At 60.1% G+C, this 24,704-nt stretch carries 24 protein-coding genes; 14 read left to right on the top strand and 10 right to left on the bottom strand.

Annotated features, from left to right (window positions below; translation table 11 throughout):
* The first annotated feature begins 171 nt into the window (after window positions 1-171).
* The gene (locus tag G6L97_RS07635) at window positions 172-1,578 is read left to right on the top strand and encodes a DegQ family serine endoprotease (protein ID WP_003516104.1); all 1,407 of its coding nucleotides are present in this window, start codon (window positions 172-174) and stop codon (window positions 1,576-1,578) included.
* A complete protein-coding gene (locus tag G6L97_RS07630; RefSeq protein ID WP_019567062.1) occupies window positions 1,575-2,891 on the top strand; it encodes a replication-associated recombination protein A in 1,317 nt (438 codons plus the stop codon). Before G6L97_RS07635 ends, G6L97_RS07630 begins: the two co-directional genes overlap by 4 nt.
* 81 nt (window positions 2,892-2,972) lie before the next feature.
* Here the strand turns inward: G6L97_RS07630 and G6L97_RS07625 are convergent, their stop codons facing one another.
* A complete protein-coding gene (locus tag G6L97_RS07625) occupies window positions 2,973-3,287 on the bottom strand; it encodes a DUF1883 domain-containing protein (protein WP_003516101.1) in 315 nt (104 codons plus the stop codon).
* A 251-nt stretch (window positions 3,288-3,538) separates the two neighbouring features.
* On the opposite strand from G6L97_RS07625, the gene G6L97_RS07620 reads away from it, so the two are divergent.
* From G6L97_RS07620 to G6L97_RS07600, 5 genes are all read left to right on the top strand, one after another.
* A complete protein-coding gene (locus G6L97_RS07620) occupies window positions 3,539-5,353 on the top strand; it encodes a methyl-accepting chemotaxis protein (RefSeq protein ID WP_121556681.1) in 1,815 nt (604 codons plus the stop codon).
* 306 nt (window positions 5,354-5,659) lie between these two features.
* Window positions 5,660-6,928: an extensin-like domain-containing protein gene (locus G6L97_RS07615; RefSeq protein WP_111782413.1), complete on the top strand. Its 1,269-nt coding sequence runs from the start codon at window positions 5,660-5,662 to the stop codon at window positions 6,926-6,928.
* 400 nt (window positions 6,929-7,328) lie between these two features.
* Window positions 7,329-8,150 (top strand): sulfite exporter TauE/SafE family protein, encoded by an 822-nt coding sequence (locus G6L97_RS07610; protein ID WP_013636424.1) that lies wholly within the window; start codon window positions 7,329-7,331, stop codon window positions 8,148-8,150.
* A 104-nt stretch (window positions 8,151-8,254) separates the two neighbouring features.
* Window positions 8,255-9,181: an ABC transporter ATP-binding protein gene (locus G6L97_RS07605; RefSeq protein ID WP_019567066.1), complete on the top strand. Its 927-nt coding sequence runs from the start codon at window positions 8,255-8,257 to the stop codon at window positions 9,179-9,181.
* Window positions 9,178-9,939 (top strand): ABC transporter permease, encoded by a 762-nt coding sequence (locus tag G6L97_RS07600; protein WP_003516094.1) that lies wholly within the window; start codon window positions 9,178-9,180, stop codon window positions 9,937-9,939. Before G6L97_RS07605 ends, G6L97_RS07600 begins: the two co-directional genes overlap by 4 nt.
* A gap of 115 nt (window positions 9,940-10,054) precedes the next feature.
* On the opposite strand, the gene G6L97_RS07595 is transcribed toward G6L97_RS07600, so the two are convergent.
* Genes G6L97_RS07595 through G6L97_RS07585 form a run of 3 tightly spaced genes read right to left on the bottom strand, consistent with a single transcriptional unit; the run spans window position 10,055 to window position 11,758 of the window.
* On the bottom strand, window positions 10,055-10,762 hold the full coding sequence (locus G6L97_RS07595) for a TIGR02281 family clan AA aspartic protease (protein WP_111782414.1): 708 nt from the start codon (window positions 10,760-10,762) through the stop codon (window positions 10,055-10,057).
* Window positions 10,759-10,953 (bottom strand): DUF1289 domain-containing protein, encoded by a 195-nt coding sequence (locus G6L97_RS07590; RefSeq protein WP_038491422.1) that lies wholly within the window; start codon window positions 10,951-10,953, stop codon window positions 10,759-10,761. Before G6L97_RS07590 ends, G6L97_RS07595 begins: the two co-directional genes overlap by 4 nt.
* 19 nt (window positions 10,954-10,972) lie before the next feature.
* Window positions 10,973-11,758, bottom strand: coding sequence for an adenosylcobinamide-GDP ribazoletransferase (locus tag G6L97_RS07585; protein ID WP_083211509.1), 786 nt, complete (start codon window positions 11,756-11,758; stop codon window positions 10,973-10,975).
* Window positions 11,759-11,889: 131 nt separating this feature from the next.
* Between G6L97_RS07585 and cobT the strand changes: the two genes are divergently transcribed.
* Window positions 11,890-12,924 (top strand): nicotinate-nucleotide--dimethylbenzimidazole phosphoribosyltransferase, encoded by a 1,035-nt coding sequence (gene cobT, locus G6L97_RS07580; protein WP_003516086.1) that lies wholly within the window; start codon window positions 11,890-11,892, stop codon window positions 12,922-12,924.
* Window positions 12,925-12,932: 8 nt separating this feature from the next.
* The gene (locus tag G6L97_RS07575) at window positions 12,933-13,337 is read left to right on the top strand and encodes a diacylglycerol kinase (protein WP_003516084.1); all 405 of its coding nucleotides are present in this window, start codon (window positions 12,933-12,935) and stop codon (window positions 13,335-13,337) included.
* Window positions 13,338-13,353: 16 nt separating this feature from the next.
* Here the strand turns inward: G6L97_RS07575 and pdhS2 are convergent, their stop codons facing one another.
* The gene (gene pdhS2 / locus G6L97_RS07570) at window positions 13,354-14,889 is read right to left on the bottom strand and encodes a two-component system sensor histidine kinase PdhS2 (protein ID WP_065687226.1); all 1,536 of its coding nucleotides are present in this window, start codon (window positions 14,887-14,889) and stop codon (window positions 13,354-13,356) included.
* Window positions 14,890-14,997: 108 nt separating this feature from the next.
* On the opposite strand from pdhS2, the gene G6L97_RS07565 reads away from it, so the two are divergent.
* The 4 genes from G6L97_RS07565 (at window position 14,998) to G6L97_RS07550 (ending at window position 18,044) form a co-directional block, all read left to right on the top strand.
* A complete protein-coding gene (locus G6L97_RS07565; RefSeq protein WP_111782415.1) occupies window positions 14,998-15,591 on the top strand; it encodes a thermonuclease family protein in 594 nt (197 codons plus the stop codon).
* Window positions 15,584-16,228 carry a uracil-DNA glycosylase family protein gene (locus G6L97_RS07560; protein ID WP_162686649.1) on the top strand — a complete coding sequence of 215 codons (645 nt, stop codon included), beginning with the start codon at window positions 15,584-15,586 and terminating at the stop codon, window positions 16,226-16,228. The genes G6L97_RS07565 and G6L97_RS07560 overlap by 8 nt, the downstream gene beginning before the upstream one ends.
* A gap of 70 nt (window positions 16,229-16,298) precedes the next feature.
* Window positions 16,299-16,787: an Lrp/AsnC family transcriptional regulator gene (locus tag G6L97_RS07555; protein ID WP_003507846.1), complete on the top strand. Its 489-nt coding sequence runs from the start codon at window positions 16,299-16,301 to the stop codon at window positions 16,785-16,787.
* Between the two features lie 291 nt (window positions 16,788-17,078).
* Window positions 17,079-18,044, top strand: coding sequence for an aliphatic sulfonate ABC transporter substrate-binding protein (locus G6L97_RS07550; RefSeq protein WP_111782481.1), 966 nt, complete (start codon window positions 17,079-17,081; stop codon window positions 18,042-18,044).
* Window positions 18,045-18,139: 95 nt separating this feature from the next.
* Here G6L97_RS07550 and G6L97_RS07545 read toward each other — a convergent pair whose 3' ends face one another.
* From G6L97_RS07545 to G6L97_RS07525, 5 genes are all read right to left on the bottom strand, one after another.
* Window positions 18,140-18,964, bottom strand: coding sequence for a class I SAM-dependent DNA methyltransferase (locus G6L97_RS07545; RefSeq protein WP_025593927.1), 825 nt, complete (start codon window positions 18,962-18,964; stop codon window positions 18,140-18,142).
* Between the two features lie 84 nt (window positions 18,965-19,048).
* The gene (locus G6L97_RS07540) at window positions 19,049-19,315 is read right to left on the bottom strand and encodes an usg protein (RefSeq protein ID WP_003516070.1); all 267 of its coding nucleotides are present in this window, start codon (window positions 19,313-19,315) and stop codon (window positions 19,049-19,051) included.
* Window positions 19,316-19,483: 168 nt separating this feature from the next.
* A complete protein-coding gene (locus G6L97_RS07535) occupies window positions 19,484-20,314 on the bottom strand; it encodes an ABC transporter permease (RefSeq protein ID WP_111782416.1) in 831 nt (276 codons plus the stop codon).
* Window positions 20,311-21,114, bottom strand: a complete 804-nt coding sequence (locus G6L97_RS07530; protein WP_003516067.1) for an ABC transporter permease — start codon at window positions 21,112-21,114, stop codon at window positions 20,311-20,313. The genes G6L97_RS07535 and G6L97_RS07530 overlap by 4 nt, the downstream gene beginning before the upstream one ends.
* Before the next feature lie 113 nt (window positions 21,115-21,227).
* Window positions 21,228-22,001, bottom strand: a complete 774-nt coding sequence (locus tag G6L97_RS07525; protein WP_003516066.1) for an ABC transporter substrate-binding protein — start codon at window positions 21,999-22,001, stop codon at window positions 21,228-21,230.
* 341 nt (window positions 22,002-22,342) lie between these two features.
* On the opposite strand from G6L97_RS07525, the gene G6L97_RS07520 reads away from it, so the two are divergent.
* On the top strand, window positions 22,343-24,571 hold the full coding sequence (locus tag G6L97_RS07520; RefSeq protein ID WP_111782417.1) for an OmpA family protein: 2,229 nt from the start codon (window positions 22,343-22,345) through the stop codon (window positions 24,569-24,571).
* Window positions 24,572-24,704: the final 133 nt, after the last annotated feature.

Raw genomic sequence — 24,704 nt, 5'->3', positions numbered from 1 at the left:
TCGTCTCATTTTGAGGACAGGCTCGTTTGGGTGAAACCGAAATGGGGTGCTGTTGGTTCCACCTGCACAAGCCGGTCAACGCATGAAAAAGATCGGCCATCATCTTGCCGCGCTTTGCTTTATAGGCTTTCGCGTTATAACTCCATCATACTGATGAGGATGAGGAATCACATGCAGAGCGTGCTGAAGTATCTGTCCACCGGCTTTCTTGCGGCGCTGCTTCTCGTTCCGGTCGGAGCGCAGGCGCAGGACAACAAGACCGTGCCCGCAAGCCACACGGAAATGCAGCTTTCCTTCGCGCCGCTGGTCAAGCGTACCGCGGGCGCTGTGGTGAATGTCTATGCCGAACGCATCGTGCAGCGGCGCTCGTCGCCCTTCGCCGGCGACCCGTTCTTCGAACAGTTCTTCGGCCAGCAGATGCCGAACCGCACGGAGAAACAGTCCTCGCTCGGATCGGGTGTGATCGTAACCGCCGGCGGCCTCGTGGTGACCAATAATCACGTCATCGATGGCGCCGACGACATCAAGGTGGCGCTGGCGGATGGGCGTGAATTCTCCTCCAAGGTGCTGCTGAAGGACGACCGGGTCGATCTTGCCATTCTGCAGATCGACGCGAAGGAACAGTTTCCGGTGCTTTCGCTTGGCAATTCGGATGCCATTGAAGTCGGCGATCTCGTGCTTGCCATCGGCAACCCCTTCGGTGTCGGCCAGACGGTAACGAGCGGCATCGTCTCGGGGCTGGCGCGCAACCAGGTGACGCAGGGCGATTTCGGCTTCTTCATCCAGACCGACGCCTCCATCAACCCCGGCAATTCCGGCGGTGCGCTGATGAACATGGCGGGTGAGTTGATCGGCATCAACACCGCCATCTTCTCCAAGGGCGGCGGGTCGAACGGCATCGGTTTTGCCATTCCCGCCAATCTGGTCCGCGTTTTCGTTGCCGCCGCCGAGCGTGGCGACGCGAACTTCCAGCGGCCCTATATCGGCGCGACCTTCGATCCCGTCACCTCCGATGTCGCCGAGGCGCTTGGCCTGCACCGCGCGCGCGGTGCGCTCGTCGTCAGCGTCGTCAAGGGCGGCCCGGCGGAGAAAGCTGGCATCGAGCCGGGGCAGGTCGTAACGGCGGTCAACGGTTTGGAGGTGGAGCATCCCGATGCACTCGGTTATCGCCTCACGACGGCTGGCATCGGCAAGTCTGCCGAATTGACGCTGGTGGAGAAGGGTAAAGAGAAGAAGGTGACCATTGCGCTCGACACGGCGCCGGAAACCGCGCCGCGTGACGAACGGCTGCTGGAGGGACGCAATCCCTTGGCGGGCGCGACTGTCGCCAATCTCTCGCCGAAGCTTGCGGATGAGCTGCGCATGCCTTCCCAGGTGACCGGCGTCGTCGTCACCGATGTGAAGCGCGGTTCGCCGGCCTATCGGGTCGGTTTCCAGCCGAAGGACGTCATCCTGTCGCTGAACGGCTCGGATATCGGCTCCACGGCTGCGGTCGAAAAGGCGCTGGATGACAATCCCGGCTTCTGGCGGGTGGAAATCCTGCGTGACGGTCAACGCATCCGGCAGTTCCTGCGATGAGCGATGACCTCTTTGCCCCACAGGTGCCTGTCGAGGTCGCCAACCGGCGGCCTCTTGCCGACCGCCTGCGTCCGAAGACGCTGGCGGAGGTGACCGGGCAGCCGCATCTGACGGGTGAAGAGGGCGTGCTGCGCCGAATGATCGATAGCGGCTCACTCGGATCGATGATCTTCTGGGGACCGCCCGGCACCGGCAAGACGACGGTCGCCCGTCTGCTTTCGGGCGAGGCCGGGCTGGCTTTCGAGCAGATTTCGGCGATCTTTTCCGGTGTTGCCGATCTCAAGAAGGTCTTCGAGGCAGCACGCACACGCCGGATGAATGGCCGGCAGACGCTGCTTTTTGTTGACGAGATCCATCGTTTCAACCGTGCCCAGCAGGACAGCTTCCTGCCGGTCATGGAAGACGGCACCATCATTCTTGTGGGTGCAACCACCGAAAACCCGTCCTTTGAACTGAATGCCGCTCTTTTGTCGCGGGCGCGTGTCCTCACGTTCGGTTCGCATGACGAAGAGAGCCTGGGCGAGCTTTTGAAGCGCGCCGAAGAGGCGGAGGGCAAGCCTCTGCCGCTGACCGAGGAGGCGCGTGTCAGCCTGATCCGGATGGCCGATGGCGATGGCCGCGCCGTGCTGACGCTTGCCGAAGAGGTCTGGCGTGCGGCGCGCAAGGACGAGACTTTCGATACCGAAGGGCTGACGCGCATCGTGCAGCGGCGCGCGCCGGTTTACGACAAGGGACAGGACGGCCACTACAATCTGATTTCCGCGCTGCATAAATCGGTGCGCGGTTCGGACCCGGATGCGGCGCTTTATTATCTCTGCCGCATGTTTGACGCCGGCGAAGACCCGCTCTTTATCGGGAGGCGGCTGGTGCGCATGGCGGTGGAGGATATCGGCCTTGCCGATCCGCAGGCGCTTGCCGTCTGCAATGCCGCCAAGGACGCCTATGATTATCTGGGGTCACCGGAAGGCGAACTGGCGCTGGCGCAGGCCTGCGTCTATCTCGCCACCGCGCCGAAATCGAATGCTGTTTATACAGCCTTCAAATCGGCGATGCGGGCGGCCAAGGAAAACGGCTCGCTGGTGCCGCCAAAACATATTCTGAACGCGCCGACAAAGCTGATGAAGGGCGAGGGTTACGGTGACGGTTACCGTTACGACCATGACGAGCCGGATGCCTTTTCGGGACAGGACTATTTTCCGGAAAAAATGGGTCGCAAGACGTTTTACGATCCGCCCGACAGGGGTTTCGAGCGGGACATCCGCAAGCGTCTCGACTGGTGGGCGAAGCTGCGCCGCGAGCGCGGTTCGCGTTAAAAAGCTTTCTTCACAAAAAGAATCAGGCGCTTGCCAAAGTGAGTCGTAAAAACGCGCCATCCAACTGTTTCCAAAGGGAAATCAGGATGCCTTCCGGTGTTGCATGACCTGCGACGGCGCAGGCAGCATCTTGACCGAGGATTCCGCCAGACCGCTATGCCCTTCGGCATCGATCACCAGATGCCAGTGCAAGGTCTCGGGAATGCTGATGCGGATCGGCGATTTTTTCGCGACGCCGCCGAGATATTTGAAATCGAGCAATTCGGTGAAACGCTGGAAGTTTGCGCCTGTCATCAGCCGTACATTGTTGACGGCCGACAGGGACACCTCAATGGTCGTCCCAGCCCGCAATTCCTTCAGGTCATAGTGTGTAAAGCGGAAATTCGGCCGTGACATTGCGCGTCTCCCTGTACCTGTATTTTGGCAAAAGAGGATAGGACGTCAGGGTTAACGAGCTCTTTAAAACGGCAGCACCCTGTAGAATTTCGGGTCGCTGCGCCGGCTTTTAAGGGCCGTGGAGAGTATTGGCGGGTTGGGAGGAGGAGGTCTGGAATAATACTAACGTATAATAAGCGTATTCAGTTATAATAAATTTTTTAACTCTAACATACGCTGGTCGAAGTGCCGTCAGCGGCGTTGGGGGGAATATGAAAAACGTCACGATATCTATGCGCCTTTATGCGCTCGTTGCATTGTTTCTGGCAATATTGACTGCGGCACTTACATTCAGCCTGTTCGAGACCTTTCATGAGATGGAACGCGAGCGTAAAGCGGGGCTCGCATCCATGAACGAAACGGCTGTCGCCATTCTTGAGCAATATTACCGGCTGGAGCAGGGTGGCACCCTGACGCGTGAGGCTGCGCAGCAACAAGCCAAGACCACGATTGCGGCGATGCGCTATGGCAACGGCAGCGGCTATTTTTGGATCAACGACATGCATCCCAAGATGGTGATGCATCCGATCAAGCCCGAGATGAACGGCAGCGATCTCACTGCCAACAAGGATCCGAACGGCAAGGCGCTGTTCGTCGAATTCGTCAATACGGTGAAGGCGAGCGGCCAGGGTTTTGTCGATTATTATTGGCCCAAGCCCGGCGCGCCGGACCCAGTCGAGAAATTTTCCCATGTCGCCGGTTTCGCGCCCTGGGGATGGATTGTCGGCACTGGCGTTTATGTCGACGATCTTGAGGCGGTTTTCTGGAGCAATGCCTATTTCAACATCGCAGTGTGTGTTCTGTCCGGCCTTCTGGTGATCGGCGTGGCTGCAGCCGTCGTGCGCAGCGTGACACGGCCTATCGATCGCATCCGGCAGAGTATGAAGCGGATCGCTGATGGTGACGGCGAGGCTGAAATTGAATTCGCCGACCGTCGCAACGAAATCGGCGCCATTGCAAAGACGTTGCTGGTGCTGCGTGACAGCGTCAACGAGCGCAGCGCCTTGCAGGCCCGCGAGGCGGGGCAGCAGCGGGCGCTGGAGGAGGCGCGGCATGGCAACGAGATGGCGTTGCGCTCCGCATCCGAGCGTCAGGCTCATGCCATGAACGAGCTCGGCAGTTCGCTGGAAGCACTCGCCAATGGCGATCTGACTGTCGAGCTTGCCGATATCGGCGGCGAATATGAAAAGCTGCGCATGGATTTCAACCGCGCCGTCGGCGCGCTGCATGGGGCGATCGAGGCGATCGCCAGAACCGGCCATGTCGTCAACGATAGCGCATCTGACATCAGCGGTGCGACCGGCAATCTTTCGCGCCGGACAGAGCAGCAGGCAGCGGCGCTGGAGGAGACGGCGGCGGCTCTTGACGAAATCACCGCGACGGTGCGCACCGCTTCCGAACGGGCGAACGAGGCCCGACAAATGGTGCAGGATACAAAAACGAGCGCAGGCCGCTCGGGCGAGATCGTGCGCAATGCCGTCGATGCGATGGGCCGTATTGAGGAATCTTCGCGGCGCATCGGGCAGATCATTTCCGTCATCGACGAAATCGCGTTCCAGACCAACCTTCTGGCGCTGAATGCCGGTGTCGAGGCCGCAAGGGCAGGCGAAGCGGGACGCGGTTTTGCCGTGGTGGCGCAGGAGGTTCGCGAACTCGCGCAACGCTCTGCCAATGCTGCCAAGGAGATCAAGACCCTTATCAATCGTTCGGCGGAAGAGGTCGGCGGCGGTGTCGCACTCGTTCGCTCCACAGGTGACGCGCTGGATGAGATCGTGACGCTGGTCAACCGGGTCGACGGCCACGTCAATTCCATCGCCACGGCGGCGCGGGAACAGGCCACCGGCTTGCAGGAGATCAACACCTCCGTCAACCACATGGACCAGATGACCCAGCAGAACGCCGCCATGGTGGAAGAGACGACGGCGGCCAGCCAGACGCTGGCCGAAGAAAGCCGGCAGCTCCGCGCGCTGCTGTCCCGTTTCGAACTCGGGCATGGGGCAGGGCGCGAGGTTTCGCGGGCGGCTTGATTTTTATCCGCTTGAGATAGTTTACAGGGCGCGGCTTTGGCTGCGCCCTTTCTGTTTCGAGGAAGTGAGACAACATTTCCTCCGTCGTGCCGGACCCGTGTGGTGTGTCTGCGTCGTGAGAGGCGTTAGTTTGCGGAGCTTTGCTGACACCTTTGGTATGATTTCGGTCGAGGCTCCCGTATTTCCCGCTTCACGGAACAGCCCGGTTCGTTATTTCTCCCAACCAATAAGGATTCGTTTACCCCGTTTCTTTAAAATTTACCTGTATTGCCGCGGGTAGCGGCCGCTGAAGGTACAGGTTCTCGTATGGCGTATGTTTCCCTTCCGCGTCGTCTTGTGACGTTGTTGATGATTTCCACGGTCATGGTGTCGTGTTCGGCGGAGGGCCTGGTGCCGCCGGCCGAGGTTGACGGCACGACGCGTGTCGGCGCCATCCGGTCGTCGCGACAGCAAGGCTACAGCGCGCCGCCGGGTGCGGTCTATCAGGCCGAGCGGACCGGGCAGGCCACCAATTATCCCGCAGCCGTGTCACAACCGATGCCGGAGCCTTATGCCTCGCAGGATCCCCTGCTGCAATCGCCACAGGGCGGCCAGGGCTATTCCACGCTGGATGGCCAGCATCAGGCGCGGATGGCCGCGAACGGCCAAAGCATGGCCTCCCCAGCCATGCCCAACCATCAGGGCGCCGCAAATCAGATCGCCGAAGGCGAGGGCGGGGTGAACATGGATTCCATGCTGGGCGTGGAGCCGGTTCGCGGACTTGCGGAAGAGCAGGACGCCGATATTGCCGAAGGCGCTTCTGCCCAGCCGGTGGTGGACGGCATCGGCACCGACAATCCGGTTGCCGTTTCTCCGGCTCGCCGGCAACAAAGTGCGGGTCAGTCGCGGTTGATACCGCCACCGCCGCCCGGGTCTTCTTCCCGCCGCCAGCCGGTGGAGGAGGTCGCCATGTTGATGCCTAATGATCCGATGGCCCGCGACGGATTGCAAAGCAACCGCTCGGCCATGCCGCCCGGCGTCATGCCATCCTCGGAAGTGGCCTGTCGCTCCGAGCTGCGCCGTCTCGGCGTCGCCTTCCGCGATGTTGCGCGCATTGCAGATGGACCGACCTGCGGTATCGACTATCCGATCGAACTCAGCGGGCTTGCCAGCGGCGTTGCCATCCGCCCGGCAGTGAAGCTCAATTGCCAGGTCACGCTTGCCTTCGCCAAATGGGTGAAGTTCGAACTCGTGCCGTCCTCCCGCTTCCGTTACCTCTCAGGCGTCGGACGCATCACGCCCATGGGCGGTTATTCCTGCCGCAAGATGAATTCGCGCTCAAGCAATCCGTGGTCCGAACATGCGCGTGGCAACGCTATCGATATCGGCACCATAACGCTGAACAACGGCAAGGAGATCGACGTTCGCAGCAAGAACTTCTTCGCCTTCCGGGAAAAGGCGCTGCTGAAGGCAGTGAGGTCCGATAGCTGCAAATATTTCTCCACGGTTCTCGGGCCAGGCAGCGATCCCAACCACTGGAACCATTTCCACTTCGATTTGCGCACCCGCAAGTCCGGTTACAGGCATTGCGATTAGGGGGCGACGAGACGACACCGTGGTGCATGACGAGAGGCGTGAGGCATTAGTTGTGGTGCGTCACGTCGACCCGTAACTTCCCGTCCGTCCCGGCGCTACCCTGAATGACGGAGTGGGGATGTGGCCACATTACAATTTGGGCCTGTTGGGTTTGGTGCTAGCCGCCCAAAAAAAGACCGGCCCTAAGGCCGGTTGAAGAAGACTGCCTAAATCGGGGGATATCGGCGTCTTTGCAAGGGCATGCAATGGGAAGAAATCCCATAAAACGGTCCATCCGGTGCGGATATCCGGCAAAAAACATCGCGCCGTACTGACCTGCGGCCAACATGGCTTGCCGCCCTTTTCTGATACGCTATGAGCGTCACATGTTTGTGACAACGGCCCGCTGGAGCCTGCTTTCATGCCCCCTGTTTCAGAGATACTGATCTTTGCTTCGGCGCTTGCGGCCGCGGGCGTGGTCGCTGGACTTCTGGCGGGGCTGTTCGGCATTGGCGGCGGTGCTGTGCTGGTGCCGGTGTTCTACCATGTGTTCGGGCTTCTGGATGTGCCGGAGGCGGTGCGCATGCATCTGTCGCTTGGGACTTCGCTCGCCATCATCGTGCCGACCTCCATTCGTTCCTTCCTGACGCATCGCCAGAAAGGTGCCGTTGATATCGATCTCCTGAAGGGCTGGATCGTCGCCGTGCCCCTCGGCACCATCCTCGCATCTGTGGTGGCTGCGCATGCCTCGAGCGTCGCCCTGCGGCTGATCTTCGCTTTCATTGCGCTTGCGCTCGCCTTCCGGATGATCTTCAACCGGGCGAGCTGGCATCTCGGTTCAGACCTGCCGAAAAATCCGGTCCGCTTTCTGGTCGGCACCGGCATCGGCCTTCTGTCTGGCCTGATGGGTGTGGGCGGCGGGGTGATGAACAATACTTTCATGACGCTTTACGGACGCACCATCCATCAGGCGGTTGCCACATCCTCCGGTGTCGGAGTGCTTATTTCGCTGCCGGGTCTCCTCGGCTATATCTGGGCCGGCTGGGGTGATGCAGGTCTGCCGCCTTTTTCCACCGGCTTCATCAACTGGATCGCCGTCGCGCTGCTGATCCCCATCACGCTTGTCGTCGCGCCCTATGGCGCGCGGCTGGCCCATGCACTCAGCAAGAAGCAGCTGGAGCGGGCCTTCGGGGTGTTTCTGGTCTTCGTCGCGGCCCAGTTTTTCTACAGCGTCTACAGCTGATTTTCCCTCTCCGCCGAATGCAGTGTTCAGGCCGTTGGGCTGGCAATTGCGGGTTGTACGGCCTATATGGCGTGCATCTTACTCGTTTTTTCGAAAGATTCGCGATGAATGCCATTGTTTCGATACGGAATCTGACCAAATCCTACTCAAATGGCTTTCAGGCGCTCAAAGGTGTCAGCCTCGATATCAGAGAGGGGGAAATCCTTGCTCTTCTCGGGCCTAACGGAGCCGGCAAGACGACGTTGATCTCGATCATCTGCGGGCTTGTCAATCCGGGTGAAGGCTCGGTTCTCGTTGGCGGATATGATGTGGTGAAGGATTTTCGCCAGACGCGTGCCCTGATCGGCCTTGTGCCACAGGAACTGACGACAGACCAGTTCGAGACCGTGTGGAACACCGTCAGCTTCTCGCGCGGTCTGCATGGGCAGAAGAAGAACCCGGAACTGATCGAGCGCGTCCTGAAATCGCTGTCGCTCTGGGACAAGAAGGACAATATGCTGCGGGAGCTTTCCGGCGGCATGAAGCGACGCGTGCTGATCGCCAAGGCGCTTGCGCACGAACCGAAGGTCCTCTTCCTCGACGAGCCGACGGCGGGTGTGGATGTTACCTTGCGCCGCGACATGTGGAATGTCGTTTCCGAGCTGCGCTCCAAGGGCGTCACAATCATTTTGACCACGCATTACATCGAGGAGGCGGAAGAGATCGCCGATCGAGTGGGCGTTATCAATGGCGGCCAATTGTTGCTGGTGGAAGAAAAGACCGCGCTGATGAAGAAGCTCGGCCGCAAGCAGCTTTTCCTTGAACTTTCGCAGCCGGTGGAGGCGTTGCCGGATAGTCTCTCATCCTTCGGCCTTTCGCTCTCGGATGACCGCAACACCATCACCTACGAGATCGAGGACAACGGCGAGCAGGGGCGCATTGCCGATCTGCTGACTGCGCTTTCCGGTGCCAACATCCATTTCAAGGATATTTCGACACGTCAAAGCTCTCTTGAGGATATTTTCGTCTCGCTGGTAGGAGACCAGAAATGAATTTCGAAGCTGTCAAGTCCATCTACCTGTTCGAAATGGCGCGCACCCGCCGCACCCTGTTGCAGAGTGTCGTGTCGCCGGTCATTTCCACCTCTCTCTATTTCATCGTTTTCGGAACGGCGATCGGTTCAAGGATTCAGGAGGTTGGCGGGGTTTCCTATGGCGCGTTCATAACGCCCGGCCTGATCATGCTGACGCTTTTGACGCAATGCATCAGCAACGGCTCTTTCGGCATCTATTTTCCGAAATTCACCGGCACGGTCTACGAGATATTGTCTGCGCCAGTGGCGATGACGGAAATTGTTGCCGGTTATGTCGGGGCGGCGGCGACCAAGGGGCTGATGATCGGCACGATCATCCTGATAACGGCCTCCTTCTTCGTGGATATCACCATCGCCCATCCGTTTATGATGATCCTGTTCTTTGTGCTGACGGCGGTGAGCTTCAGCCTGTTCGGCTTCATCATCGGCATCTGGGCCACGAATTTCGAGCAGCTGAACCTCATCCCGATGCTGGTGGTGCCGCCTCTGACATTCCTTGGCGGCAGCTTCTACTCCATCGACATGCTGCCGCCCTTCTGGCAGACGGTCAGTCATTTCAACCCGGTGCTCTACCTCATCAGCGGTTTCCGCTGGAGCTTCTACGAGATCGCCGACGTCAATCCCGTCATCAGCCTGGCGATGATCACGCTGTTCCTTGCGCTCTGCCTCGGTGTCGTCGGCTGGATGTTCAAGACCGGTTACCGGCTGCGCAACTGACCGGAAAGAGGTTTGCCGTGAATGTGATACGCCCGGTTTGCACCGGGCGTTTTCGTATTCGGACAGCGAGACGTTATTTTTTGATCTCGAGCAGGAACTGTCTGCCCGGCAGGTTTTACCTGTCTCGCAATCTCAACTCATCGGTCTGCATCTGCATCGAACCAAGCGTCGACAGGAAGCTCATGCCGAGCAGGCTCTGGCCCAGTTGGCCATCCTGCGCGACGAGGGCGGGGATGTTGTTCCGCGCGATCGGGCCGATGCCGATCTCGGACAGGGTGACGGGCGCTGCCGCCGTGCGGCCGTTCGCGGTCATCACCGGCACGGTGTAGCGCAGTTTCGTGGTGTCGATGCCGATGGCGGCGGCATCGGCATTGGCCAGCACCACGGAGCTCGCGCCGGTATCGACCAGCATGTGGATCGTTTTGCCTTCAATGCTGACATTCGCCTCGAAATGGCCGCTCATCGATTTGTGCAGTATGATCTCCTGTTCGCCGCCAGCGGTCGTCACCACCACCGCGCGGCCGGGCATCAGGCCACCCAGCAGCCGGTCGGCGAAGGATTGCAGGTCGTAGCGATAGAGATAGACGGATACGAGGCCGAGGATAATCACGAGCCAGATGGCGAGTTGCCGGACAACGCTTGCGAAGCTGCCGCGGCTTCCCGCCAGAATGCCGACGGATAGCAAGCCCGCAATCGGCAGGAGATAGACGATCTGCCCGAATTTCTCGTTGTCGATGCCGAAGGTGCGGCCGCTGTCGTGATTGACGAGAAGCAGGCCGAGACCCACGGCCAGCAAGAGGAGAACGAAAGTCAGCCTGTTCATGCGGTGTGCGTCTCCCTGGAGGTGTCCTTGCCTGTTTTTGCCAGTCTTTCGGGAAGCGCCTGCATGATCATGCGGCGCTTTTCGTCGCTATAGGTTGCCCAGCCGCCGATCTCGTCCAGCGTGCGTCCGCAACCGATACAGAGGCTGTTTGTGGCGTCGAGGGAGCAGATATGAATGCAGGGTGTTTCCATGGGGATCTATATCAGTCTGTCACGTCGCAAGGGCAAGAGCGACGAGAGTAACGATCTCCGTGATCTGCTGGCTGGCGCCGATGGTGTCGCCGGTGTGGCCGCCGATCTTGCTGACACAGAGCCTGCCGCACAGCATCGTCGCGAGGCAGGCAGCCGCCAGAACGACTACGATCGACACAAAGGGCAGGGCATGCAGCGTGAAAAGCACAAGCAGCAGCAACCCTGTTGCGAGCGCGATGTTGCGCTCGCTTTCCCCGGGTTGGCCGGCGCCGGCGGCGATGCCGGAGGTTTTGGCGGCGGGCAGTGACTGCCAGTGCCATACCATCAGGGCGCGGCTCACCACCAGCGCGGCAATCAGGCAGGCGGCGGCGGTTTTGGCAGGCAGGGTTTCTATAAGCGATGCGAGTGCCGTGGCGCGCAGTGCAAAGGACAGGACCATGGCGATCGTGCCATAGCTGCCAATGCGACTGTCCTTCATGATCTCAAGCGTTTTCGACTTGTCCTTGCCGCTGCCGAAGCCATCGGCCATATCCGCCAAGCCGTCTTCGTGCAACGCACCGGTTATGAGCGCGGTGACGGCGATGGCAAGCCAGCCGGTGAGCTGCGGTGAGGCGTCGAACTTCGCTAATGCCACCACGAGCACAGCAGCGGGCAGGGCGATCAGGAGGCCTGCTGCGGGAAAAGCGCGTGCTGTCCGGCGCATCGATGGACCGTCACCTTCACCGAAAAAGCGCGATGGGACCGGCAGGCGGCTGAGAAAGGCAACGGAATGCATGACATCTGTTATAAAATCCCCGGCCTTCATGCTCTCTCCGCTGCTGTGCTTGCATTTCCGGTTGTTCCGCGGCGCGTCCGCGATTATGAGAGGCGCAACAAAGACCGATTTGCCGGAAAACACAAGTTTCCGCCAACCCGACGACGAGAAAGACAGATACCATGAGCATGAGCGGATTGCCCTTCGACGATTTCCGCGCGCTGCTGCGCGAGCTTCCCGGCCCGGATACGCATGCGCTGGTCGCGGCCAAGGAGCGCAATGCGCAACTGACGAAACCGGCCGGTTCGCTCGGTCGGCTGGAAGAAATCGCAATGTGGCTTGCCGCATGGTCGGGCCGTTCGCCCGCCGTCACCCGTCCGCTGGTGGCGATTTTCGCCGGTAATCATGGCGTCACCCGGCACGGCATCACGCCCTATCCGACATCCGTGACGCAGCAGATGGTGGAGAATTTTGCGGCAGGCGGTGCGGCGATCAACCAGATTTGCGTCACCAACGATCTCGGTCTGAAGATTTTCGATCTGGCACTTGACTACCCGACCGGCGACATCACCTGCGAGCCTGCCCTTTCTGAGCGTGATTGCGCCGCCACCATGGCCTTCGGCATGGAGGCGATTGCTGGCGGTACCGACCTTCTCTGCGTTGGCGAAATGGGCATCGGCAACACGACCATCGCAGCGGCGATCAATCTGGCGCTCTATGGCGGTACGGCGGAAGAATGGACCGGTCCCGGCACTGGCTCTGAAGGCGAGGTCATGGCGCGCAAGATCGCGGCGGTGAAGGCTGCCGTGGAGTTCCACAAGGACCATCTGTCCGATCCGCTCGAAATCATGCGCCGTCTCGGTGGCCGTGAGATTGCGGCGATTGCCGGCGCGATCCTTGCCGCCCGCGTGCAGCGCATTCCCGTGCTGATCGACGGTTATGTGGCGACTGCCGCTGCAGCACTTCTGAAGGCTGCCAATCCTTCGGCGCTTGACCATTGCCTGATCGGCCATGTCTCCGGTGAACCGGGCCATCTGGCTGCCGTCGAGAAACTTGGCAAGACGCCGCTGCTGGCGCTGGGCATGCGGCTTGGCGAGGGCACGGGTGCCGCTTTGGCCGCCGGCATCGTCAAGGCTGCCGCCGCCTGCCATTCCGGCATGGCGACTTTCGAAGCTGCCGGTGTCGATACTGGTACCCATTCCCACACTGAGCATTGAGGCCGAAGATGGACGCAACGCCGCAGAAGAAGCAACCGGAACCTGCCTTCCGCAAGGAAAAGGGATGGCGGCATCTTTTTGCCGCCGCCCGCTATTCCTTGCAGGGGCTTGGACGGCTGTGGCAGGAAGCGGCGTTCCGGCACGAGGTTCTCGCCTTCGGCGTCGGCCTTGCCCTGCTTCTGGTCGCCCGCGCGCCGTTTGCGCATCTTCTCGTCTTTACGGTGCTGATGCTGCTTTTGTTCGCGGTCGAGGCGCTCAATACCGCGATTGAGGAGTTGGTGGATCGCATCTCGCCGGAAATTTCTTCCGTCGGGCGGCACGCCAAGGATCTCGGTTCCTTCGCCGTCTTCTGCCTTTTGACGGCAAACGGATTTTTCGTGCTTTATTCGCTGGTGACGACGCTGTTCTTCTGAACGGCAGATTTGACGCTTAGGCGAAGGACCGGCGGCGTGGCTGGATGGCGTGGGTTTCCTCCACGGCTGGCAGGCTTTGCAGCACGCGTTTTGCCGGCAGAATGGCGATGCCTTCGGTGCCTTCGCGCAATTTCGATTTCAGGATGAACTGGCCGTCATGCTTGGCAAGGATGGCCTGAACGATGGGCAGGCCGAGCCCGGTTCCCTGTTCGGCGCTCTTGATCGCGATCGATCCCTGACCGAAGGCCGACAGCACCACGGGGATCTCTTCCTCTGGAATGCCGGGGCCGTTGTCCTTGATCGACACATATTGCCCGCCACCCGCCGTCCAGCCTGCCTTCACGAGGATTTCACCGCCCTGCGGGGTGAATTTGACGGCGTTGGAGAGCAGGTTGAGGATGACCTGGCGGATCGATTTTTCATCCGCCCAGACCTGCGGCAGGCTGCTCTCGAACTGCTGCGAAATCCTGATGGTCTTGGCGCGGGCGCGAAGCTGGATCATGCCGATGCAATCTTCGGCGATCTCAAGCATCGAGACCGCTTCTTCGTTGAGGTCGTAGCGGCCGGCCTCGATACGCGACAGGTCGAGGATTTCGTTGATGAGGTCGAGCAGATGCTGGCCGGAACGGTGGATGTCGCCGGAATATTCCTTATAGAGCGGATTGTTGAGCGGACCGAGTACCTCTGCGGACATGACTTCGGAGAAGCCGAGAATGGCGTTGAGCGGGGTTCGCAGCTCGTGCGACATGGAGGCGAGAAAGCGCGATTTCGCCAGGTTGGCCTCTTCCGCACGCCGCCGCGCCTCATCCGACATCGAGTTGGCGACTTCGAGTTCGGCGATCAGATCATCTTTTTCAGTCTGCGACGACAGCAGCTTGATGCTGGTCTGGTAAAGCCTGCTGGTGATGCGATGACAGAAAAGAATCGCCATGCCGAACATCAGGGCGAGGCCAACATCGAAGGGATCGCGGGAGACGACGGAGGTGACGCACAGCGCCGCCAGCACCGGCAGGAAGGTCATGAAGGTGGCCCGCCGCAGCATGAAATTGGCCATGGCGGTAAGCGAAAGCGCGATCAGCAGCGTCGCGCCCTTGAAGAAAAGAACGAGTGTCGGGTTGTTGCGCACCGGTTCGGCCAAGGCGAACATTGCCCAGGCGCAACCGATGAGTATCTGCATGGCAAGGAAGAGATTGCGCCACTTCGGCAGATTTTCGGCCGTGATCCCCTGTTTGGCGGCTCTTTTGGCCAGCACCAGAGACATGGCATGGAAACTCAGCGCAATGAGCGACCAGATGATCAGCCCTATGTCACCCGTGATATACAAACCGATGATAGAGGCGAATACGATGAAAAGCGGCATGACCATCGCGCCCTGAAGGGCTTCTGCGATGTGCATCGTCAGCATTTCACGTTCATAGGCTTCGCTGCCGCCAGCGCCTTGCTGCAAGCGTTCACGCGTCGTCTTCACCGTGTCGAAAACAGCCTTGTTACGGTGCTTTCGTGAACGGTCGACGATGATCTTATCGGTGGACGTGCTGACGCTTTTACTCATTGTTACAACGCAGGTGACATGAACCCTTTGCAGGCTACGCACAAAATCTTAAGAAGATGCTGCCGTGAAAGGATTTGTTTGCCATTTCTGACAAGGGTTTGTTGTGACATGAGACGAAATGGAGGCAGGCGCGGCTTTTTCTCGATTTTTCGCGACGGCGGGCTTTTCCTTGCCACCGTTTTTCTCGGCATTCTGATTGCCGCCAAGCTCGATCAGATCAATAGCGAGACCCATACCGGCCGTTTCTTTGTGATCGATGGCGATACGCTTTCAAAGGGCGAGGACCGGTTCCGGCTGCTCGGCATCGATGCGCCGGAGCTTTCGCAGACGTGCCGGCGCGGCAGCGAAACCTGGCCATGCGGCGCGGAGGCGCGCCGCGTTCTGCAACAGATGATCGAAGGCACGACCTTTTCCTGTTCCGGCAGTTCCAAGGACCGTTACGGACGGCTGCTGGTCTATTGCTCGGCGGGAGACCGGGATGTGTCCTCGGAAATGGTGGCGTCGGGTTTTGCCATCGCTTCAGGTTATTTCCAGTTCTCCGGCGAACAGGCGCTGGCGCGCAAGGAAGCTCGCGGCATATGGGCCGGAGAATTCGAAAAACCGGCGGAGTGGCGGCGCGAACATCGCGCAGCGGATTTGCAAACGCCCGCAGCGGGTTTCCTCACCATCATCCGTCATCTTCTGGGATGGAATCATGGCTGAGGCGGATCGAGCGCTGCCGATGAATGACGACGGGTTGGACGGGCTGAGGGGCGCGATTGCCCTCTGTCGCATCTGTCGCGACACCCCAACCTACGGACGCCTGCCGCACGAACCCCGACCGGTCGTGGTGATGTCGACCAAGGCGCGTATCCTGATTGCAGGGCAGGCGCCCGGGCTTCGCGTGCATGAAACGGGTGTGCCTTTCAACGATGCCTCCGGCGACAGGCTGCGCCAGTGGCTGAATGTTGATCGTGAGACATTCTACGATCCGGACCGCTTCGCTATTGTGCCCATGGGGTTCTGTTTCCCCGGCTATGACGACAAGGGCAGTGACCTGCCGCCTCGACGCGAATGTGCGCTGCAGTGGCGGGAGAAGGTGCTGGCGGCGATGCCGCAGGTAGAGTTGGTCCTTGCCATCGGTCAATATGCCCAGGCCTTTCATCTCGGCGAAAGACGGCGGAAAACCATGACCTCGACCGTGTACGACTGGCGCAGCTATTTTCATTCAAATTCGGGACCGGCCATTTTGCCGCTGCCGCATCCAAGCTGGCGCAACACCGGCTGGCTGAAGAAGAATCCGTGGTTTACCGAGGAGCTGCTTCCTGTTCTGCGAGAACATGTGGAAATGCGACTTTAGTGAAACAATTTTCTGTTTTTCTCTAAAAATTAGTGTATTGAAAGGAAATTAATTCAGGAGGGTAGACGCATTGGATCGCCTAGACCGTAAGATTTTGCGCATTCTGCAAGAGGATTCCACGCTGGCTGTCGCTGATCTGGCGAAAAAGGTCGGCCTTTCCACGACGCCCTGTTGGCGGCGTATCCAGAAGATGGAAGAGGACGGTGTCATCCGCCGGCGCGTTGCGCTGCTGGATCCGGTCAAGGTCAACACCAAGGTCACCGTTTTCGTCTCCATCCGCACTGCCTCCCATTCCATCGAATGGCTGAAGCGGTTTTCCGAGGTGGTGTCCGAGTTCCCCGAAGTCGTCGAGTTTTACCGCATGAGCGGCGATGTCGATTATCTGCTGCGCGTTGTCGTGCCTGACATCGCGGCTTATGACGCCTTCTACAAGCGGATGATCGCCAAGATCGAAATTCGTGACGTGTCGTCTGCCTTTGCGATGGAACAGATCAAATATACGACGGAACTGCCGCTCGATTACATGTTGCTGGATAATCCCAAATCCGGCGAGGAATGATCCCGGCTGATCAGGCTTTTTGAACAATGCCCTTTCCGGCTGCCGGGGAGGGCATTTTTCGTTGCGCAGTTTGCTTTTCCGCAAGCACTCAAGTCGGCCATCCGGCGGTTGTCCGGGGAATGCACACTCCTGGCGTGCCGAGGCGGCCAGGCAATCTTATTCCGCCTGCGACGGCAAATTAGCACATTCAATTCTCTTTGCACTCGCGCCGCGCAAAGTGGGATTTTGATAAAATCACTCGAATATCTACGCTTTGTATATCTGATGATGGCAAAAGCGAAGGATATCCACATGCTCACACGACGCGGAACATTGGGACTGATTGCGGGTGCAACGGGGGCGGCGTTCCTGCCGCATATCCGGCGGGCTGGAGCCGCGACCACCACGTTACGGATCGGCTGGCAGAAGAATGGCGTGATCGCGTTGGCAAAGAGCCAGGGCGCGCTTGAAGCGCTGTTGAAGGATCGTGGCATTGAGGTCAAATGGTCGGAGTTCTCCTCCGGGCCGCCGCTTCTTGAAGCGTTGGGCGCAGGTGCGCTGGATATCGGACCGACGGGCGATGTGCCGCCACTTTTCGCGCAGGCTGCCGGTGGCAATCTGCGCTATGTGGGAACTTACAAGGGCGCTGCCGGCGGATCGGCAATCCTTGTGCAGAAGGATTCGCCGCTGAAGACGCTGGCCGACCTCAAGGGCAAGAAGGTGGCGTTCAAGCGCGGCTCCAGCGCCCATAACGTCACTGTCAAAGCATTGCGAAAGGCCGGTCTGACGCTGAACGACATAACATCCATCGACCTTGCCCCGCCGGATGCGGCGGCCGCTTTCCGAAGCGGCAGCATCGATGCCTGGTCGATCTGGGATCCTTATTTTGCCGTGGCGGAAAAGGAGCCGACGACACGGGTTCTCACGACTGCCGAAGGTATTGTCGATCCCTGGAGCTATTTCCTTGCCAATGGCGACTTCGTGGAAGGCAATCCCGACCTCGTGCCGCTGATCCTTAAGGAACTCGCAAGCGTCGGCGCAAAGGCTCAGGCCAATATCGATGAGACTGCAAAATTGCTGGCGGCGATAACCGGCGTCCCGCAGGATGTCACCAAGGTGTCGCTGACGCGTCCGGGAGCGGATCTGGGGCGTGTCTCGCTGGTTTCGGATGAGGCCATCAGCTATCAGCAGGCGCTGGCCGACGAGTTCTACGATCTGAAAATCGTGCCGAAGAAACTCAAGGTTACCGATATCGTCTGGCGTCCGAAAGCGAGTTGAGCCGGACGAAAGCTGAGTCTCTTCAATCGTCTGGCTGTTGTTGCTGAGAGATTGATTCAGGCAAGCGCTCCATTTCAGGAGCGCTTGCCTCTGCCTCAGCCCTTGAGCCTGGCAATCACCAGATGGCCGGGTGTGGGGTTGCCGTCCTGCATGCGCACGTTAATATCGGTGACTTCGACTATGTCGAAACCGGTCGCTGCCAGTCTTTCCCGAACATAGGTTTCCGCGTGGGCGAAACGCTGGTGCGGGCCGACCATATAGGGGCGTCCGGCCATGGTTGCCTCGGGCAGCGTTTCCGACGAGAAGATCAGCAGGCCACCAGGGACGAGGTTTTCAGCGGCGCCGAAAAACAGCGGTTCCAGCGCGCCGAGATAGGGCAGCACATCGGTTGCGGTGATGATGTCGAAGGGCTCGTCGTCATTGTCTTCGAGAAAGTCCTCGGCTTCGGCGACATAGAGCGTCTCGTAGAGGTCCTTCTCGTGGGCGATCTCGACCATGTTTTCGGAAATGTCGATGCCGGTGATGTCATCAGCCATGTCGCGCAGCGCTTCGCCGGTGAGGCCGGTGCCGCAGCCGAGATCGAGCAGGCGCTTGAAGGGGCCGAGATCGAGCGTTTGCAGGCGCTGGCGCACCATCATCGGCACTGCATAACCGAGCTGTTCGACAAGAATATCCTCGAAGGCTTCGGCGTGCTGGTCGAACAGGGTTTCGACATAGGCGTCGGGCGCTTTGGAAGGCGGTTCGCCGCGGCCCATGGCGGCGATGCGAACGGCTGCGCCGCCGTGATCGTCCGGGTCGATGGCCAGAACCTCTTCATAGGCCTTCACCGCCGCGTCAACATCGCCGGCTTTTTCAAGCGCGAGCGCGCGGTTATAGGCTTCGGCAAGCGCCTCTTCGTCAATTTTCTGGTTCTTCGTCATCGTGCGGTATCCGTCAGCATCTTCAGTTGAAGTCTGCTGTAAGCCGCAAGACGGACGGGCGCAATGCTTATGTGGCGATGGGCCTCAGTGGAGAATGAACTCTCCTTTCAGTGCGCGCCATTCCTGCGCCGAGATCACCTGCCGGTGCACATAGCGGACCGAGTGCAACGGACCGTCTAGCTTTTCCTGCCAGAATTTGAGGAAACCGTGCATTTCGGGGAAATCCGGGGCGAGATCATAGTCCTGCCAGACATAGGTCTGGAGAACCAGCGGATGGTCCGGCATGCGATAAAAAATCTGGGCGGTGGTGAGGCCGTAGCCCCTCAGCATCATTTCCATTTCCTTGTTCATGTCGGCTGTTCCCGTTCTCATGATTGCCGATCACAGCGTTGTCGCTGTATCTGATATGGGAACACGACAGGGTTAACCCAACCTTGCCAAAGATCTGGGTTGTCACAAAATAGTTATATTTTTCAGAATGTTGGCAGTCTTCTCTGTTGAGTGCTGCCAACCGTGCCCCTAGCGCTTGAGATGGCGCGTCAGGCGGGCTTCGAGCCATGCCCAGACATGCCGGAGCGTCTCGACGATCGTCAGGTAGAAGATCGCCGCCCAGAGATAGGCCTGATAATCGAATGTGCGGGAGAAGGCGTAGCGCGTCTGTCCCATCAGGTCGAAGACCGTGACGATGGAGACCACTGCCGAACCTTTGATCATCAGGATGATCTCGTTGCCGTAGGGGCGCAGAGCCACGATGAGGGCCTGCGGCAGAATGACCTTGCGGAAGGTGATGAATTTCGACAGGCCGAGCGAGGCGGCACCTTCAATCTGGCCGCGTGGCACGCTTCGGATCGCGCCCCTCAGAATTTCGGCCTGATAGGCGGCGGTGTTGAGGGTGAGCGACAAGAGGCCGCAATACCAGGCCTCGCGGAAGAACCACCACAGGCCAACGGTTTCCAGCCCCTGACGGAAACTGCCGAGGCCGTAATAGATCAGGAAAAGCTGCGCCAGCAGCGGGGTGCTGCGAAAGACGTAGACATAGGCATAGGCCAGCGCGCTGATGACGCGATTTTCCGACATGCGGGCGAAGGCGATCGGCACCGAGAGAAGTGCGCCGAGGATGATCGAACTGCCAACCAGCGTAACGGTGGTGATGAGGCCATCGATATAACGCGGCCCGTAACGTTCGAATTTCGCCCAGTCCCAGCCTTCGATCATCGCAAAAATCAGCCCGGCGGCCAGCAGCAGCCAGAGCGTTATGACGCCGATGCCGACGACGCGCGATATGTTGAGGGGCTTGTCTGTGGCGACCGGCGCGGGGCGCGGCGGGATGAGTTCCTGAACATGGCTCATCGGCTTGCCTCCGACTTGCGCGACCAGCGATCGATGAAGCCGATGCCGATGGAGGAGAGCAGAGCGAGGATGAGGTAGAGCAGGCAGGCGATGCCGTAGAAGAAGAAGGCTTCCTTGCTGACGCGGGCAGCGATGCCGGTCTGGCGCACGATATCGGCAAGGCCGATGATCGAGACGTAAGAGGTATCCTTGAGCAGGATGACCCAAAGGTTGGTCATGCCGGGCAGGGCGATCCTGACCAGCTGCGGGATGATGACAAGCACCATGGTGTGGCCGCGCGAGAGGCCGAGTGCATGTCCAGCCTCATATTGGCCCTTTGGGATGGCCTTGAAGGCGGATAGCAACACTTCCGAGGAATAGGACGAAAACACCACTGACAGCGCGACCATGCCCGCCACGAAGGCGTTGATCTCTACCGGGCCGGTTATCCCGACATAACCGGCGGCCGATTGCAGCAGCATCTGTATGCCGTAATAGACGATGAACAGGGTTAGGAGTTCCGGCAGGCCGCGGAAGATGGTGGTATAGACACCGGCCGCCAGTCGCAGCGATTTTTCCTCCGATTGCGCGGCGAGCGCAATGAGGAAACCGATCACAAGCCCGACGGGCAGGGTGGCGAGCGCCAGCGAGATCGTGACCTTGACGCCGAAGGCGATTTCGTCGCCCCAGCCGGCATCGCCACAGGTGACGAGGGTGCCGTTTCCGAAAAGCGTGAAGAGACCGACCGGCCCACAGAAAGGGTCGAGAAGTGTCGAGACATAGGTCCAGAACGCACCTATGGCGGAAAATGCTCCGCTCATGCCAGTTTTCCCCCGCGGTCTTAAGCCGCCGTGATTGTTATGGTTACGTTTTCAAACAAAAATGGCGGAAGGGCAAGCCTTCCGCCACCAGATTTCAACAGGCGACGCGCCGCTTACTGGCCGTAAACGTCGAAATCGAAGTATTTCTTGTTGATTTCCTGGTACTTGCCGTTTGCGCGGATACCGGCGATGGCAGCCGTGAACTTGTCGGCGAGCGCCGTATCGCCCTTGCGAACGGCTACGCCTGCACCATTGCCGTTGATCTCGACATCCACCGGAAGCGGCGTCAGGATCTTGCAGCACTTGCCTGCATCCGACTTCAGCCACTCCGACAGGACGACGATATCGTCGATGACGGCGTCGATGCGGCCGTTGGCGATGTCGAGCTTATATTCGTCGGCGGTCGGGTACATTTTCAGGTCGGAACCCGGGAAGTGCTTTTCGGCATAGTTGGAGTGGGTCGTGGAACCCTGCGCGCCGAGCGACTTGCCCTTCAGGTCGTCGACGGACTTGATCGGCGAATCCTTCGGTACGGCGATTGCCGGCGGGGTGTTGTAATATTTCTTGGAGAAATCGACCTTCTGGAGACGCTCCGGCGTGATCGACATGGACGCGATGATGGCGTCGAACTTCTTTGCCTGCAGGGCGGGGATGATGCCGTCCCAGTCATTGGTGACGAAGGTGCATTCAGCCTTCATTTCGACGCACAGCGCCTTGGCGATGTCGATGTCGAAGCCGGTCAACGTACCGTCGGCTTCCAGATTGTTGAAGGGCGGGTAGGCGCCTTCCGTGCCGATGACGATCTTGTCCTGCGCGAGGGCCGCGCCGGAAAACAGGGAGATGGCGGCAATCGATACGGCTGCGAGCAGACGGGTGGAAATAGGCATTTCGATCCTCTCTTTTGGTCGTTCATCCGCAGTCTGTTGTTGTTTTCAGTGCGGACGTCGTGAGCGCAGGCGCAACAGAACGGGTTGCCATTCGTGGCCTTCAGCGCGCGGCAATTATTCGTCCGGTTGGTCAAAAAATGCAACTGCAATATTAGCGCCCTCTTTTTCGTCGCGGAGCTTTCACGAAATGGCCTTGATCTGTTCATTTCCGGTACAGAACGCTTTGGTCATCATGGGAACCGAAGCGTATGCAAGGCGTTGACCAGCGCCTGCACGCGCGGCCGGATTCACAATGTCGCGGCATAAGCGGCGTACAACGATTGGCAGATGAGGAAGCACCGATGCTGAAGAAGAACACATTGCTGACGGGGGTGGTTTTCCCCCTCATGTCGCTGGCGATCGCGGTGGAGCCGGCCGCCGCCGGTTATGCCGGCGCCGCACGGACGCAAACGCAAATGCCCCAGGCACAGGCCCCGGTGATATTGGCGCAGGCGCAGCCGCAGGCGGAGGAGCAAAACCCGGAAGAGCTGCTGCGCAAGCAACGCCAGCAAGCAGAAGAGGCGCAGCCGAAGCCAGAGCCAGAGCCGAAAAAGCAGGAGCAGGCTCCGGAACCGCAGCGCGAACAGCCGAAGGCTGAAACCGCACCGGTCGAACCGCGTCCTGAACCCAAGCGTGAAGCTCAGCCCGAGCCGCAACGCGAGCCTCAGCCGGAACCGAAACGGCAACCGCAGCAGCGCGAAGCCCAACCGGAACCGGCGCCAGCTGAACAGCCACCCGCCCGCAAGCAGCGCCCGCAGCCTGAGCCCGAAGCCGCACCTGCACCCGCGGAGCAGCAGCCGCAGGAACGGCCGCGCAAACCGGCTAGAGCCGAGCAGCCGGCAGGCGAGGGCGAGCAACGCCCCGCACGTCCACGCAAGCCGGAGCCGGCGACCGAGCAGCCAGCCGCACGCCCTGAAAATACCGAGCAGCCGGCGAAACAGCGCGAGCCCGCCGCCGAGAAAAAGCCGGTAGAGGAAAAGGCGCCCGCTCCAGCACCGGAACCGAAATCGGAACCCGCCGAAAAGGCCGTTCCGGAGAAAAAGCCAGCGGCTCCTGAGCCAGCTGTAAAGGAGGCTCCTGTTCCAACGGAAGCGCCGACACCGGCACGGCCACCGGCTCCGGAAGCTCAGCCCAATCCTGCGCCCGGCCAGCAGCCTTCTGAGAAGCAGCCGGTAGAAGGCCAGGGCAAGACGGAGCCTGCAGCGCCGCTGCCGGGTACTCCGACACCTCCGCCGCCAAGCGGTGCCACGACAGGACAGGCGCCTGCCGGCGAAGCCGTTCCCAATCAGGTCGCCATTCCGCAGACGGAAGCGCCTCCGACGACGAAGCAGGAACTGGACAAGGCCAAGGCTATCGCCAAGGACCCGTCCAAGACTGCCGACACCGTCATTCTGCCCGTCGACAAGGGTGCCGCCGTTCTCGACAGCGACAAGGAAGTGGAGCGCTCCGGTAACAACCAGGCACGCGAGCAACGCCGCCGCGAGCGTGAGCAGGCCGGTGACGTGAAGGTGCCGACTTCCGACGCCGAAGCGCAGCGCGCCGGTGCTGCCGGAGGCAAGGCTCCGCCGCCCGTGAAGATGGAGGCGATTACCTCTCAGCAGGGCGAGCGTGTCGACCGCCGTCCGCAATATGACCGGCCGGAAGGTGCGCGGGAATGGCAGCCGCGCGAAGGCGGCCGGCGCGATCAGGATCGCGATGCGCCGATCATCCTGCAGTTTGGCGACCGCGTGGTTGTGCGCGGCGACGACAATCAGCGCTTCATCCGCGATGGCGGCGAGCCCTATTACGAGCGCCTGCCCGGCGGACGTGTCCGCGAGACCGTCGAGCGTCGCGACGGCACGCAGGTGGTGACGATCCGCAACCGCTATGGCGACGTCATCCAGCGTTCGCGCATCGATGACCGTGGCCGGGAATATGTGCTGTTCTATGCACCGGAGCTGATGGACGAGCCGGACCGTGAATATGTCTATCGCGATCCCGGCCTCGACCTGCCGCCGATGCGTCTGCGCATTCCGGTTCGTGACTACATCATCGACACGTCGAGCGATCCGGACCGCGATTACTACCGCTTCCTGGAGCAGCCGCCGGTCGAGCCGGTGGAGCGTGTCTACTCGCTGGATGAAGTGCGTTATTCGGCCCGTATCCGCGACAAGGTGCGCCGTATCGACCTCGATACGATCACATTTGCCACTGGAAGCGCTGACATTCCGATGGCGCAGGCCCGTTCGCTGCGGAAGGTAGCGGATGCGATCAACAAGGCGCTGGCAAAGAACCCGGCGGAAACCTTCCTGATCGAAGGCCACACCGATGCCGTTGGTTCGGATGAAAGCAACCTCGTTCTTTCTGACGAGCGTGCCGCTTCCGTCGCCAATGTCCTGACCGATGTTTACGGCATTCCGCCGGAAAACCTGGCGACGCAAGGCTACGGCGAGCGTTACCTGAAGGTTCAGACACTCGGCCCGGAACAGCAGAACCGCCGCGTCACCATCCGCCGCGTGACACCGCTGGTAAGACCGGTCGCCCAGAACTGATAAGGTTCAGGAACTGAAAAATGAAAGCCCGGAAAGCGCAAAGCTTTCCGGGCTTTTTTATTGGTAGCAAAGTTCCCAGGCCGACACATTATCCGTAACGCCGGACCAGATCCGGGGTCCAGCGTGATCAAGT

Source organism: Agrobacterium tumefaciens (genome assembly GCF_013318015.2).
GTDB classification, from domain to species: Bacteria; Pseudomonadota; Alphaproteobacteria; order Rhizobiales; family Rhizobiaceae; genus Agrobacterium; species Agrobacterium tumefaciens.
Note: the sequence above shows the minus strand (reverse complement) of the source record. Positions and strands in the feature narration are given on the sequence as shown.